The 13,524-nt window shown below is 42.9% G+C and carries 14 protein-coding genes; 12 read left to right on the top strand and 2 right to left on the bottom strand.

All coding sequences use genetic code 11. The features are described from left to right. The first annotated feature begins 15 nt into the window (after positions 1-15). The 9 genes from JHJ32_RS19810 to JHJ32_RS19770 all read left to right on the top strand — a co-directional run bounded on the left by JHJ32_RS19810 (position 16) and on the right by JHJ32_RS19770 (position 7,598). Positions 16-2,427, top strand: coding sequence for a heavy metal translocating P-type ATPase (locus JHJ32_RS19810; RefSeq protein ID WP_200122131.1), 2,412 nt, complete (start codon positions 16-18; stop codon positions 2,425-2,427). Between the two features lie 3 nt (positions 2,428-2,430). Then, positions 2,431-3,381 carry a cation diffusion facilitator family transporter gene (locus tag JHJ32_RS19805; protein WP_027384309.1) on the top strand — a complete coding sequence of 317 codons (951 nt, stop codon included), beginning with the start codon at positions 2,431-2,433 and terminating at the stop codon, positions 3,379-3,381. Between the two features lie 45 nt (positions 3,382-3,426). Next, a complete protein-coding gene (locus JHJ32_RS19800; protein WP_027384310.1) occupies positions 3,427-3,813 on the top strand; it encodes a hypothetical protein in 387 nt (128 codons plus the stop codon). 174 nt (positions 3,814-3,987) lie between these two features. Continuing rightward, positions 3,988-4,458 (top strand): hypothetical protein, encoded by a 471-nt coding sequence (locus JHJ32_RS19795; RefSeq protein WP_027384311.1) that lies wholly within the window; start codon positions 3,988-3,990, stop codon positions 4,456-4,458. A gap of 68 nt (positions 4,459-4,526) precedes the next feature. Further along, positions 4,527-4,865: a four-helix bundle copper-binding protein gene (locus JHJ32_RS19790; RefSeq protein WP_027384312.1), complete on the top strand. Its 339-nt coding sequence runs from the start codon at positions 4,527-4,529 to the stop codon at positions 4,863-4,865. Between the two features lie 168 nt (positions 4,866-5,033). After that, the gene (locus JHJ32_RS19785) at positions 5,034-5,543 is read left to right on the top strand and encodes a plastocyanin/azurin family copper-binding protein (RefSeq protein WP_027384313.1); all 510 of its coding nucleotides are present in this window, start codon (positions 5,034-5,036) and stop codon (positions 5,541-5,543) included. A 107-nt stretch (positions 5,544-5,650) separates the two neighbouring features. Continuing rightward, a complete protein-coding gene (locus tag JHJ32_RS19780; RefSeq protein ID WP_051230726.1) occupies positions 5,651-5,893 on the top strand; it encodes a heavy-metal-associated domain-containing protein in 243 nt (80 codons plus the stop codon). Positions 5,894-6,001: 108 nt separating this feature from the next. Then, entirely contained in the window at positions 6,002-6,418 is a 417-nt protein-coding gene (locus JHJ32_RS19775) for a helix-turn-helix domain-containing protein (protein WP_143095588.1), read from the top strand. A gap of 109 nt (positions 6,419-6,527) precedes the next feature. Next, positions 6,528-7,598 carry a flavin reductase family protein gene (locus JHJ32_RS19770; RefSeq protein WP_200122130.1) on the top strand — a complete coding sequence of 357 codons (1,071 nt, stop codon included), beginning with the start codon at positions 6,528-6,530 and terminating at the stop codon, positions 7,596-7,598. 63 nt (positions 7,599-7,661) lie between these two features. On the opposite strand, the gene JHJ32_RS19765 is transcribed toward JHJ32_RS19770, so the two are convergent. Next, positions 7,662-7,973, bottom strand: coding sequence for a hypothetical protein (locus JHJ32_RS19765; RefSeq protein WP_027384315.1), 312 nt, complete (start codon positions 7,971-7,973; stop codon positions 7,662-7,664). Between the two features lie 45 nt (positions 7,974-8,018). Next, positions 8,019-8,285, bottom strand: a complete 267-nt coding sequence (locus JHJ32_RS19760) for a hypothetical protein (RefSeq protein ID WP_027384316.1) — start codon at positions 8,283-8,285, stop codon at positions 8,019-8,021. A gap of 206 nt (positions 8,286-8,491) precedes the next feature. Between JHJ32_RS19760 and JHJ32_RS19755 the strand changes: the two genes are divergently transcribed. From JHJ32_RS19755 to JHJ32_RS19745, 3 genes are all read left to right on the top strand, one after another. Continuing rightward, positions 8,492-9,067 carry an AraC family transcriptional regulator gene (locus JHJ32_RS19755; RefSeq protein WP_200122129.1) on the top strand — a complete coding sequence of 192 codons (576 nt, stop codon included), beginning with the start codon at positions 8,492-8,494 and terminating at the stop codon, positions 9,065-9,067. Positions 9,068-9,310: 243 nt separating this feature from the next. Further along, complete coding sequence (locus tag JHJ32_RS19750; RefSeq protein ID WP_200122128.1) at positions 9,311-10,381, top strand: efflux RND transporter periplasmic adaptor subunit; 1,071 nt, start codon at positions 9,311-9,313, stop codon at positions 10,379-10,381. A 3-nt stretch (positions 10,382-10,384) separates the two neighbouring features. After that, entirely contained in the window at positions 10,385-13,516 is a 3,132-nt protein-coding gene (locus tag JHJ32_RS19745) for an efflux RND transporter permease subunit (protein ID WP_200122127.1), read from the top strand. Positions 13,517-13,524: the final 8 nt, after the last annotated feature.

The following is a 13,524-nucleotide window of genomic DNA, read 5'->3' as shown; positions in this document are numbered from 1 at the left end:
TAAAGCAATCGAGATATGGCAACCAATAAAGAAACAATTTACATCCCATTAGAGGATGTGGAAAGCGAGCACTGTGCATTAATCGTCGAAAAAGGACTGGCACAGGTAAAAGGCGTAGAAACCCACAAAGTAGAGCTAAATAACCGCAGGGCGGCTATTACCGTAAATGATAATGAGGTAGTAGGCGAAGCTGTAAAAGCAATCAAAGATTTAGGCTACGGCGTTCCGACCGTTAAACAATCCTATCCCGTTTTAGGTATGACCTGTGCATCCTGTGCAGGCAGTGCCGAAAGTATGGTAAAATACGCTCCGGGTGTGGTAAATGCCGAAGTGAATTACGGTACAGGCAATCTTACCGTCGAGTTCCTGCCAAATATGACCAATTCCGAGCAAATCAGAAAAGCGGTGCAGGACGGCGGTTATGACCTTTTACTTGAAGACGAGAACAAGCAGCAGGAAACCTTAGAAGCTATCCACGCCGAAAAATTCAGAAAACTTAAAAACAAAACCATTTGGGCGGTAATCTTATCGCTCCCGGTAGTCATTATCGGTATGTTCTTTATGGATATGCCCTATGGTAATGAAATAATGTGGGCATTCTCCACTCCGGTAGTGCTTTGGTTAGGCAAAGACTTTTTTATCAATGCGTGGAAGCAGGCGAAACATCGTTCTGCCAATATGGACACGCTTGTAGCATTGAGTACAGGTATTGCTTACATATTCAGCGTGTTCAATATGCTGTTTATGGACTTTTGGCATCAAAGGGGTTTACACGCTCACGTCTATTTTGAAGCAGCAGCCGTTATTATCGCATTCATCCTGTTAGGTAAGCTATTAGAAGAAAAAGCCAAAGGCAACACCTCATCAGCTATTAAAAAGCTGATGGGCTTACAGCCGAAAACAGTTATCGTGATAGAAGCTGACGGAACCGAAAGACAAAAAGCTATCGAAGATGTAAATGCAGGCGACATTATTTTGGTTAAGCCGGGCGAAAAAATCGCAGTGGACGGAATGGTCGTATCGGGCAACTCGTATGTAGATGAAAGTATGCTAAGCGGCGAGCCTGTTCCGGTACTGAAAAAAGAGAACGAAAAAGTATTTGCAGGAACCATCAACCAAAAAGGCAGCTTCCAATTTAAGGCGGTAAAAGTGGGTAAAGAAACAATGCTTGCCCACATCATCAAAATGGTACAGGATGCACAGGGGAGTAAAGCTCCGGTACAAAAACTGGTAGATAAAATCGCAGGGATTTTCGTTCCCGTAGTAATCAGCATTGCCATTCTTACATTTATTCTTTGGTACTTCTTAGGAGGCGACAACGGCGTAGTGCAAGGTCTTTTAGCAGCCGTTACCGTACTGGTTATCGCTTGTCCTTGTGCTTTAGGCTTAGCTACACCGACCGCTATTATGGTAGGCGTGGGTAAAGGTGCTGAAAACGGCATCCTGATTAAAGATGCCGAAAGTCTTGAATTAGCGAAAAAAGTAAATGCTATCGTACTGGATAAAACCGGAACAATTACCGAGGGAAGACCCCAGGTTACAGGCATACAATGGCTGAACAATGACGATGCGACCAAAGACGTTTTATTGAGCATCGAAAAGCAATCGGAGCACCCATTGGCGGAAGCCGTTGTAAAACATTTGGAGGGCGTTTCCACCACTGCATTATCAAACTTCGACAGTATTACGGGTAAAGGCGCAAAAGCCGATTACAACAACGATACTTACTATGTTGGTAATAAAAAGCTGTTAGCTGAAAACAACATTACCATTGCCGACCAACTGCAACAGCAGGCGGACGAATGGGGTACACAGTCTAAAACCGTTATATGGTTTGCAAACAGCAAACAGGCTCTTTCGGTAATCGCTATTTCCGATAAAATTAAAGAAACATCGGTAGCAGCTATCAAGGAAATGCAGGATATGGGCATCGACCTGTATATGCTTACCGGAGATAACGAAGCGACTGCCAAAGCCATTGCACAGCAGACAGGCATCGGGCACTACAAAGCCGAAGTATTGCCACAGCACAAAGCCGACTTTGTAAAAGAACTTCAAGCACAGGGCAAAGTGGTAGCGATGGTTGGGGATGGCATTAACGACAGTACCGCACTGGCAACAGCTGATGTAAGTATCGCAATGGGCAAAGGTTCGGATATCGCTATGGATGTGGCGAAAATGACCATCATTTCATCCGACCTTACCAAAATACCGCAGGCGATTAGATTGTCAAAACAGACCGTTGCGACTATCAAGCAAAACCTGTTTTGGGCGTTCATCTACAACCTTATCGGTATTCCAATTGCCGCAGGTATTCTTTATCCGATTAACGGTTTCTTATTGAACCCGATGATTGCAGGAGCAGCAATGGCGTTAAGTAGTGTAAGTGTTGTAAGCAACAGTTTACGCTTAAAATGGAAAAAATAAATTATGGAAAAAGAGCAAGGAAACGACCATTCTCATAGTACGAATAAGAAGACCTTAACGGTTAGTTTGGTCATTATTACGGTCTATATGGCAGTAGAGGTTATAGGTGGGTTAGTAACTAACAGCCTTGCCCTATTAGCCGATGCTGGACATATGTTGAGTGATGCAGTATCACTCTTCATCGCATTGATGGCATTTAAGTTCAGTAGTAAGGTAGCTGACTACGGAAAGACTTATGGTTACAAAAGATTTGAAATACTGGCAGCAGTCATTAACGGCGCAACGCTGATACTGATTTCAGGTTATATCATTTACGAGGCAATAGAACGCTTCCAGAACCCACCGGAAATTCAATCAAGCGGTATGCTGATTGTTGCATTCATTGGACTACTGGTCAATGTGCTTGTAGCTTGGATAATGATGCGGGGGTCTGATGTAAAAGAAAACCTCAATATGCGTGGAGCATACCTGCACGTCCTCAGTGATATGTTAGGGTCGGTTGGTGCTATCATCGCAGCCTTGCTGATTATGTTCTTTGGTTGGGGGTGGGCAGACCCGTTGGCAAGTATCATCGTTTCCATACTGGTTTTACGGAGCGGTTATTTAGTAACTAAATCATCGGTACACGTACTGATGGAGGGTACGCCGGAGAATGTAGAGGTGGAAAAGATGACAGAAAAAATTCTGAAAACAGAGGGTGTCAAAGGGATGCACGACCTTCATATATGGACAATAACAAGTGGTTTGAACGCCCTTACCTGCCATTTGGTCGTAGATGAAAAAATGAAGATTGAAGAAAGTGAAAAATTGCTCCGCAACATCGAGTATACTTTGGAAGATCTGAACATTCACCATGTCACTATCCAGTTGGAAACACCTGCTCACATGCACGATAATTCAATATTATGTAGTGTAAAAGCTGACCCATCAAGTCACGACAACCATAATCATTAATCAAATTCAATAAAATCAAGTTTTAATCTCTAAAAATAAATAAAAATGAAAGTGAACAAATTACTGATAGGTACATTCACCTCTTTAGCCATCTTTCTTACATCTTGTGGTGGCGATACCAAAACAGCAAAGGACGCTCATGTACACACCGATGGTGACGGACATAACCATGCTACAGAACAGGTTGATAAACCCGTTGAAAAAGTAGCACTCAAAGACAGAAATGAAAAAGGCGAACTAATTGATGCAGCAGGACACCTAATTACCGGCTGTCCTGGACATAAAGAAATGGTAGGTTCTCAGGGTGATATGTGTCCTAAGTGTGATTACATGACAATGATACCGATTACTTGGGATATTACTGGGGTTGATACCGTAAGAGTAACGACTTTAGCTGATTATAACCCACCTGCTGACAAGCTAAAAAAATAATGTAGAACTTAGCTTTATTGCGTTTGCTAAGCGGTAGTTTCTGAAAAAGGAGCTGCCGTTTTTTTATGACTTATCCGTAAAAATTACAAATCTTACAAGAAAAATCACACTTTCAAGCTCTTATCCTATAAGTAGATTTGTATATGGTCTAACTTTTATGGAGGGAATTTCCTAATGACAAACAACGATACACAGAATGCGAACCTTGTCCGCAGATCCATTGAAAACATAAGGGCGGTTTTAACGGAGAAGAACATACAGGACGTGAAAATATCCGACATTACATCGGTTGCTAAAATCTCCAGAAGCAAATTTTTCAGCTTCTTTGGTGGAATGAATACGCTGTTGGAACTGGTGTTGACCGAGGAACTGGTCAGGAGCTACGAACAGATTGCTTTGAGCATCAAAAATCAGGAGGAGAAAAAGAACTTAGAGGTAGAATTGAGCCTGCTCCGGATTATCTACATCAGGAAGAACCACATACTCTATAATTACTACAAAGTTTCGGAACTTTTACCGAGCCGATACGACGAATTGAAAGAAGCCCTAACCATTAAGGAACAAAATTTGCAGTCAGATATACTAAAAGAGCACGGCGTGGAACCCAACGGATTAAAATGGAAAAATGCTTTTAGCGTTTACTAAAGTTAACTTAAAAAGAACTAAACCGGGCTTCAAATGTTATAATTTAGTAATCACAAAAATTAAGAGATATGATACAGACAAAATTCCAATCGTGTATAGAAGCCTGCCTTAAATGTGTGGCTATCTGTAACCAATGTGCCATCGCTTGTTTAAACGAAGATGATGTTGCACACGTAAAAAAATGTATCCAGTTAGACCTGGAATGTGCAGCTATTTGCCAGGCGTCAGCAAACGTATTAAGTCTTGACGGTAAATTTAGCAAAGACATTTGCAAACTTTGTGCTGACATTTGCAACGCTTGTGCTGAAGAATGTGAAAAACACGCTGCAATGGGTATGGAGCATTGTAAAGAATGTGCAGAAGCGTGCAGAGCTTGTGCAAAGGCGTGTGAGGAAATGGCAGCGTAATACTGGCATTTTTTTTGTTTAAAATTCAGAGGGTTCTTGCAACCCTCTTTTTTTGTGCCCTGTCCAATCAGTAAATATCACAAATCAAACACGGAAAAGCGTAATAAGGAAGTGGCCTTATGTGCTGAAATTTGCGCTATCAGATAACATATAAAATCTCAAATAGAAATGAAAAAGTTAGTGTTAGCATTGTCGGTAATCGCATTTACCGCCTGTAACAACAATCAGCAAAAAGAACAGACCACACAGGAGAGCAATCAGCCAGTAACAGAAGAAGCGGTTGCCCCAGCAGAAACAGGGAACGAAAATATAATTACCATTAGCGGTGGCGATGATATGAAGTTCGACAAAACCGAACTGAAAGCCAAAGCAGGCGAAACAGTAAGGCTTATCCTGAAGCATATCGGTAAAGCACCAATTGAGGCAATGGGACACAATGTTGTCATTCTTGCACAGGGTACGGATTTCAACGCCTTTGCCAATGCTGCGATAGATGCTAAGGACAACGGCTACATACCTAAAGGAATGGAAAAAGCCGTTATTGCTAAAACGGATATGATTGGCGGTGGGCAAACCACGGAAATTACCTTTACGGCTCCGGCTAAGGGTTCATATGATTTTCTGTGTTCGTTTCCCGGCCATTACATCTATATGAAAGGCAAATTAATCGTAGAGTAATCCGGCGATTTCAAAATCAGTAAAAATCACAAATCTTACAAGGAATAGCGTAATAGTAACCATCCGTTTAATACGGAAATTTGTATAACAATAAAAATAAGTTCAAAATGAAAAATGTAGAATTAAGCATACCAGATATGCAAAGCGCACACTGCCAGTCAAGAGTAAACGGAGCAATCAAAGATATTGACGGCATTAAAGTTGAAAAATTGGAAGCAGGAAAATTATCTGTTTCGGTTGAAAACGACGAAGTAAAAGAAGAGTTGGTTGAGGCGATTGAAAAAGCAGGCTACAAAGTTGGCGGCGACGGCGATAAGGCTTCAAGTTGTTCAACAGGATGCTGCGGATAAGATTTGGGCAGTCCCGGAGCAAGTACGCCAGTGCTTCTCCGGGATTTTTTACCAAAGCCACTCCAGCGTATGAAACAGTTAATAACCTCGTTCCATAAATAAAAAGCAATGTTACAGAAACAAAATTCAAGCGACTGTTCGGAGATAATGACGAAAGTTTGCAATGTAGCAGACCGGATTATACAGAACCGATTGGACACAGGTACATCTGCACCGTTTGCCGTGCAGCTTACAAAAGAACTGAAAACGGATTATCAGCAGTTGAATAATCTGTTTCTCGTTGAATGCGATATGAGCCTTGAAATTATCTATATCAAGCGCATTATCGAAAAGGTAAAAGAGTTATTGGTGTACACCGAGCAATCGCTATCACAAATCGCAAAATCGTTAGGCTATCAGAAGCCTGCGGAACTATCAGAGCAATTAGCAACTTACACGGGATTAACGTCTGCCCATTTTAAGCAGATACGAAAAAACAAGCTCGAAATCATCAGAAGACAGCAGGAAAAGCAAAACGAACTATAATTGTCAGAACAGCAAACTTTTAAATAGAAGTCTTGATGAAACCTCGCTTTGTGTACAGAAGCAGAGGTTTTCTTTTTATCAGCAATGCAAGACAAGAAACTACCGAGGGATGAAGAAATACACGTGGCGAACACATAAAATTATACAGGAAACCGAAGATACCATTAGTATATACTTTGACACGGAGCAGCAGGCATTTAGCTACCTGCCCGGTCAATACCTTAACATCAGGCTTGCCATAAACGGCGAACAGCTCATACGTTCGTATTCGTTCAGTTCTGTGCCATCTGACGAATTTCCCGCCATTACCATTAAAAGGGTTACGGGCGGAAAGATGAGCAATTACATTTTAGATAATGCCGGACTAATAGAAGCCTGGGAAATAGAAGCCCCCTTTGGCAGCTTTGTTTTGGAAAAGCCCATAGCCGAGCATTCCCAAATTGTTTTGTTGGCGGGTGGTAGCGGTATTTCCCCGTTATACGCAATGCTGAAAAGCGTTGAGAACAGTAACCAAATTCCCTTACTGGTGTACAGCAACAAAACGCCGGAAGAAACCATATTTTGGAATGAACTGGAAACGATGCAGGCAGCACAAAAGCTGAATATTTGTTATTCCTTTACCGCCCCCGATTTTATTTCCACCAAAATCAACCACGTTGCAGGCAGGTTCAATTTGCTTGTATTGCGTTCGGTCATTAAAAGACTGGTTGGCGAGGTTGCGGCAGCCCATTATTACATCTGCGGACCCAATGGGCTGATGGATTTATACCGGGATGCCTTAACGGGTTTGAACATTCCCGAAGACCATATCCATTTGGAATACTTCGACCCGGTTCCGGTGGATGCGGGCGATTTGGAAACGGACGGTACTGTTAAAGATGTGATTGTAAACTATTACGAGGACAATTACGAGAACGACGAAAAGCAAACGTATGAATGTACATCGCTCATTGAGGTACAGCCGAAGCAATCGCTTTTGGATGCGATGAAAGCGCATCATATCAAAGTGGCGAGTTCCTGTAAGTACGGAACCTGCGGGGCTTGTTGGGCGGTGAAAACAGATGGGGAAGTTCGGATGCTCCATAACGGCGCACTAACAGAACAGGATATTGCCGAGGGAATAATTTTGTTGTGCCAAAGCTACCCGATGAATGCGGATGTTTGTGTTACGGTACAGTAATATCCATATAGAAAAAGGGCAAAATTACAGCTTTATAGCTGCTGTTTTGCCCTTGTTGTTTTGTTAGTCTTTTTTAAGTGCCAGTTTGCGGAGCATTGCTGTACTCATACTATCCGTATAAGCCCCGTAAGCTGTAACCAAAATTCCTTTTAAACCGTCTTTCGAGGCAATTCCGTACACCGTTGCCTCATCGCTTGGGTTGCTTTCTCCCTCGTAGCGATAGACCTGTTCGATTTCAAATTCATCAACTGTATATTTGTTGCTGCCGCAGATTAAACAGTTCTCTTCGAGGTTGAAATCCACGTTATAGCCCTCGTTCCGTAGGTTCTGTATCGCTACCAAAACCGTAGCGTATTTGTACGTTACATTTGTCATAGTAATAGTCTTTTAAATTGCTGTTTATCACTCCCGGCTGTCCTGTCAGAAGTCCTCTTTTAGCAGGTCTTTGAGCTTCCGGTGCTGTATGCACAATTCGGCGTACATATTTTTTAGCCTGCTGTTTTCTGCGTTTAAATTTACTAATTCTGCAAGAATATCCATTCCTAAATCCTTGTATTTCTGTTTGAGTTCAAAAATGTTCGTGCCGTAAACGCCGTATTTCTCAAAAAGCTCCAGTCCGCTTTTGCCTGCGTTATAGTCTTTCAGCACCTTTAAAACTTGATGTTCGTTGCTTTTTTTATTCTTCATTTTTATACGGATGTTGTCTGTTACAAAATTCCGTAAGATGAACGGGTGTAGCTATGTACTTTTCCCTGTTTAGTTTATGATATTTAATGTTGCTGCACCGATTTTCATAAAATTTCACAAAACAAACCCGGAATATCATAATAGTATGTCGGTGGCAAATGCAGAATTTTGACCATTGAATAAAGGAACTTATACACTTTAGAACTATGACACTATTAATAAAAGGAATGGTGTGCAATAGATGTACGTATGTTCTTGAACAGGAATTGACAGCTTTGGGTTTTGAGGTCTTGGATATAAAACTGGGGCAAGCCATCATAAAAGATACGGCAGACTTTTCGCAAAAGTTGGGAGCCATAAAAACGATGCTGAAAAGCATCGGCTTAGAACTGATGTACGACAAGAACCAAAAGACGATAAACAGGATAAAAGAGTTGGTGGAGAAAGGTATCACGTTGCAACTGCAAAGCGGCACTCCTACCAAATTTACAACCTTAATCAGTGGCAAGCTGCACAAGAACTACGATACATTGAGTGCCTTATTTTCTTCGGTGGAGGGAATAACACTCGAAAAGTACATCATTAATCGGAAGATTGAAAAGGTAAAAGACCTTTTGGTACATACCGAAATGTCGCTGACCGAGATTGCCCACGTACTGGGTTACAGCAGTCAGGCATACCTTTCCAACCAGTTGAAAAAACACACCGGCTTTACATCAAGCTATTTCAAGCAGGTAAAGCAGCAACAAGGGCAAAACGTTACTATGCAGATGGACGAATAGCATACTCCGCATTGAGGCTTTTTCAATCCATTCGCAGGCATTTTGCTATTTTTTAATGCGAGCATCAGAGCTACTGAAACATCAGTAGCTCTGTTTGTTTCAGGCAGATACCCACCAATCAAAGAAGTAAATTTCACAACTTTTACGCGTCATTTCGTATAGCTGCGCCTTAGCTGTAACCCGACCTTTGCCCTGTATTTAAAAGTTTAATTAAACAAAGAAGCGTAACAAAATAAATGTAAGATGAGAACAAGTAAAATTGGTTTGTTATCCCTCTTCATAATCGGAGCAGGATTGATACAGAGTTGCAAACAAAAAGAAGAAAAACAGTTAAAAGATGAGCCTCCGGTAGTCACCGTAGCCACTATCAGCAGTTCGGAAACCGAGCAATCCGTTTCCTATTCGGGTTCTATTGTACCCGACAATATGACTACCATAAGTTTTGCCGTTCCCGGCACGATTAACAGTGTGGGTGTAAATGAGGGGCAGCGAGTGAGCAAAGGACAGTTTCTTGCAAGCATTGATGCCACCGAGTACGAAGCGGCATTGCAGATTGCCAATGCCAGTTTAGAGCAGAGCCAGGATGCGTTCAGAAGATTTGATGAACTGTACAAAAAAGGAAGTTTCCCTGAAAAGGATTACATCGACATCAAGACCAAAGTAGCGCAGGCAGAAGCCAACAAAAAAATCAACCGCAAGCGCATTGCCGACAGCCGTTTGCATTCACCGACCAATGGTATTATAACCGTTAAAACTGCCGAGGTTGGCGGTATGGCAGCACCGGGCGTTCCTGCCTTTACCATTGTAAAAACAGATATGGTATATGCACAGTTTGCCGTACCCGAAAGCGAAATCGGCAGCTTCAAACAAGGAATGCAGGTAGCCGTAAACATTCCTACACTGCAACGCAATTTCACGGGCAAAATCACTATAATCAATCCCGTAGCTGATGAAATTTCAAAAGCCTACACGCTGAAAGTTCGCTTGGACAATCCGGGCGGTGTGCTGATGCCGGGAATGATTACAGAAGTACTTGCAGGCATTCCGGTAAAGGTTAGGCAGGTGCGTGTACCGCTTACCGCCATCATCAACAATGTAGATAAAATCCCGCACGTATATGTTGTGGATAGGAACAACACCGCTAAGCTGACAAGGGTTACAGTAGGCAAAATCGTGGGCGATGAAGTTATTATTACCGATGGTCTTAACGAGAGCCAGACAATTATCCTCGCCGGACAAAACAACGTGAAAGACGGGCAGAAAGTAAAAGCGCAAACTACATCGGTAACAGCATCAGCCCCAAAATCTGAATAATTTATGAAAAGAAAGATAAACCTCATTGAAGCGGCAATGAAATTTCCGCAAGTACCGATAGCGATTACCGTTATTATGGTGTTTGCCGGGTTAATTTCATTAATGACGATGCCGAGAAGTGAAGACCCCCGTGTAACAGTTAGACAGGGGCTTGTTGTGACTTTCTACCCCGGAGCCGACGAAGAGCAGATAGAGAAAGAAGTAACCGACAAGCTGGAACAATACCTGTTCGGTTTCGAGGAAATCAAAAAAGAAAAAACCCATTCGGAAAGTAAGCCCGGACAGGTGGTTGTAACGGTAGAATTGCAGGACTATGTAAAGGACACCAAAAAATTCTGGAATACTTTACAGCACGGTTTGGATGCCAATATGCCTTTAGCATTGCCACGGGGCGTACAGGGACCGTATGTGAACAGCGATTTCGGCGATGTGGTTGTTCAGATGATTGCCGTATCAGCCCCCGGTCGTTCTTACGCCCAGTTGGAAAACTATTTGGATGAACTGGAAGACGGCATTAAGACGATACCGTCCGTTTCCAAAATCAAGCGTTACGGCGGACAGAAGCAGCAGGTATTTATTACCCTGCGAGAAGATGTATTGAAGCAATACGGTTTCGGTATCAACGAAATCACAAACACATTAAGCCAACAGAATGTAACTATTCCGAGTGGCGATATTGAAATTGACAAAAACCGTTTCCTTATTTTCACGGATGCGCAGTATCAGAATGAAAATGAAATCGGGAACCTGATTGTATATAGTTCCCCGCAGGGCGGCAATATCCGTTTGCGGGATATAGCCAACATCGAGAGAAGATATGAAGACCTGAAAAGCAAAATTACCGTTTCAGGAAACGATGTAATGATGCTGACCGTAGAAATGCAGCCCGGACAGAACATTGTCGATTTGGGTAATGCGCTGACACAGAAAGTTGCTGAAGTAAAAGAAATCCTGCCATCAGATGTGCAGGTCAGCACCATTGTTGACCAACCCGAAGTGGTTGATATGAATTTGGGGCATTTCTTTATCGAGTTCGGTATCGCCATTGCAGCCGTTATCTTGGTCGTAATGCTCCTGCTGCCGTTCAGGGTTGCCACCATTTCAGCCATTGCAGCACCCGTTACCATTGCCGTAACATTTGCTATCCTCAATTTGTTGGGTATCGAAATGCACCAGGTTAGTTTGGCGGCAATGATTATCGTACTGGGGATGGTGGTCGATGATGCCATTATCGTAGTGGATAATTACATCGAGAAAGTGGACGAAAAAATACCGTCGTGGACTGCCGCCTGGCAGAGTGCCACGCAGTTGATGGTTCCCATTTTCACGGCTACGCTTACCATTGTCCTATCGTTTCTGCCGTTGGCATTTACGCTTACCGGGCTTACGAGAGAGTTTGTGCAATGGATACCGATTACCGTAAGCATAGCTTTGGCGGTTTCGTTCCTTGTAGCCTTGTTCCTTACGCCGTATATGTGTTACCACTTCCTGAAAAAAGGATTGAAAAAGCACGATGATAAACCCAAAAAACGCAATTTCTTAGACCGGATGCAGGACGGTTTCGACCGGGCAATCGAGTTCTGTATGAAATGGCAGAAAACTACGTTGGTAGCAGGTTTGGTTATCTTCTTACTGTCTTTCGTGGTAGGTAGTCAGGTTAAAACCGAATTTTTCCCTATCGTGGAAAGAAACCAGTTCAACCTTGAATTGTGGATGGATAACGGTACGAATATCCACGAAACCGAAGCAGCCGTTAAGAAGATAGAAAAGGAAATTGCAGGCGATAAGCGCATTGTAAACACAGCAAGTTTTATCGGTACAAGCTCGCCACGTTTCTACTCTACCTATGCACCGGAGCACCCACGGGAAAACTTTGCGCAGGTATTCATCAATACCACAAGCAAAGATGCAACGGCAGAAATGATAGACGAGTATGTACAGAAATTCAACAACTACCTGCCGAACGGTTATGTGCGGGTTAGGCAGCTAAGCAAGAAGCAGCAGCCCGCACCGATTGAAATCCGTGTGATTGGCAAGGATATGACCGAGCAGAAAAAAGTAGCCAAGCAGGTTGCAGCATTACTGGAAAACACTAAAGGTTCTAACTGGGTGCGCACCGATTATCAGAATGATTATGTAGGGCTGAAAGCCGTGGTTAAAGAAGATGTAGCCTTGCGTTTGGGCGTTACCAAAGCGCAGATAGCACAGGCATTGGGTGCAAAGATAAAAGGATACCCGGTATCGCAGATGTGGGAGGGCAATAAAGCCATCGACATTGTATTGCGTACAGACGAAAGCGACAGGGAAAATCTGGATGCTTTGGGCAATATGTACATCAATTCAACATTCGGTGCTAAGGTTCCTCTAAAGCAGGTGGTAGATTTACAACCGTCGTGGCATACTGGGGCTATTGTACACCGTAACGGGTTAAGAACCTTAACCGTTTCTTCCGAAGCGCAGTTGGGCAGAAAACCCGCAGAAGTATTTGCAGAAGTACAGCCTAAAATTGACAGCCTGAAACTGCCTAAAGGCATTAAGATTGCCTACGGCGGCGAGTATGAGGATGGACTGGAAAGCGGTCCCAAAATGGGAAAGGCTTTTATGATAAGTTTCGTTCTCATCTTCCTTGTGCTGTTATTCCAGTTCAAGCGTGTGGGTAAAGTATTCATTGTACTGGCTTCGTTCCCGTTGAGTTTACTGGGCGCAATGTTGGGCTTGTTCCTTACAGGGTACGAGTTCGGGTTTATGGCAATCATCGGTATTACCGCCTTACTGGGTATCGTAGTCCGTAACGGGATTATCCTCGTGGACTATGCAGATGAACTGGTAAGGGAGCACGGTCATACGATTAGAGAAGCAGCCCTGTTTGCAGCTAAACGAAGAATGCGACCAATCTTCCTTACCTCAATGGCGGCAGCAATCGGTTTGATACCGTTAATGGCGAGTGGCTCGCCGGAATGGGGACCGATTTCAAGTACCATTTCAATCGGTATTCTGGTATCAATGATTACCACATTATTTATCGTTCCGGTACTGTATTACAGGTTCGTAAAACCACCTAAAAACAAACAATCGGATGAACAGCACGAGCGCAATACCGATACCGATGTTCACCACCAAAAATATTTATCATAAAAAGGGAT

This window comes from Parapedobacter sp. ISTM3 (genome assembly GCF_016533505.1).
Taxonomy (GTDB): domain Bacteria; phylum Bacteroidota; class Bacteroidia; order Sphingobacteriales; family Sphingobacteriaceae; genus Parapedobacter; species Parapedobacter luteus.
Note: the sequence above shows the minus strand (reverse complement) of the source record. Positions and strands in the feature narration are given on the sequence as shown.

Coding starts and splice junctions, on each gene's coding strand:
- JHJ32_RS19775 (WP_143095588.1), top strand. CDS start 6,002: ATGTTACAGAAACAAAATTCAAGCGACTGTTCGGAGATAATGACGAAA.
- JHJ32_RS19750 (WP_200122128.1), top strand. CDS start 9,311: ATGAGAACAAGTAAAATTGGTTTGTTATCCCTCTTCATAATCGGAGCA.
- JHJ32_RS19785 (WP_027384313.1), top strand. CDS start 5,034: ATGAAAAAGTTAGTGTTAGCATTGTCGGTAATCGCATTTACCGCCTGT.
- JHJ32_RS19755 (WP_200122129.1), top strand. CDS start 8,492: ATGACACTATTAATAAAAGGAATGGTGTGCAATAGATGTACGTATGTT.
- JHJ32_RS19770 (WP_200122130.1), top strand. CDS start 6,528: ATGAAGAAATACACGTGGCGAACACATAAAATTATACAGGAAACCGAA.
- JHJ32_RS19805 (WP_027384309.1), top strand. CDS start 2,431: ATGGAAAAAGAGCAAGGAAACGACCATTCTCATAGTACGAATAAGAAG.
- JHJ32_RS19765 (WP_027384315.1), bottom strand. CDS start 7,973: ATGACAAATGTAACGTACAAATACGCTACGGTTTTGGTAGCGATACAG.
- JHJ32_RS19800 (WP_027384310.1), top strand. CDS start 3,427: ATGAAAGTGAACAAATTACTGATAGGTACATTCACCTCTTTAGCCATC.
- JHJ32_RS19810 (WP_200122131.1), top strand. CDS start 16: ATGGCAACCAATAAAGAAACAATTTACATCCCATTAGAGGATGTGGAA.
- JHJ32_RS19760 (WP_027384316.1), bottom strand. CDS start 8,285: ATGAAGAATAAAAAAAGCAACGAACATCAAGTTTTAAAGGTGCTGAAA.
- JHJ32_RS19795 (WP_027384311.1), top strand. CDS start 3,988: ATGACAAACAACGATACACAGAATGCGAACCTTGTCCGCAGATCCATT.
- JHJ32_RS19780 (WP_051230726.1), top strand. CDS start 5,651: ATGAAAAATGTAGAATTAAGCATACCAGATATGCAAAGCGCACACTGC.
- JHJ32_RS19745 (WP_200122127.1), top strand. CDS start 10,385: ATGAAAAGAAAGATAAACCTCATTGAAGCGGCAATGAAATTTCCGCAA.
- JHJ32_RS19790 (WP_027384312.1), top strand. CDS start 4,527: ATGATACAGACAAAATTCCAATCGTGTATAGAAGCCTGCCTTAAATGT.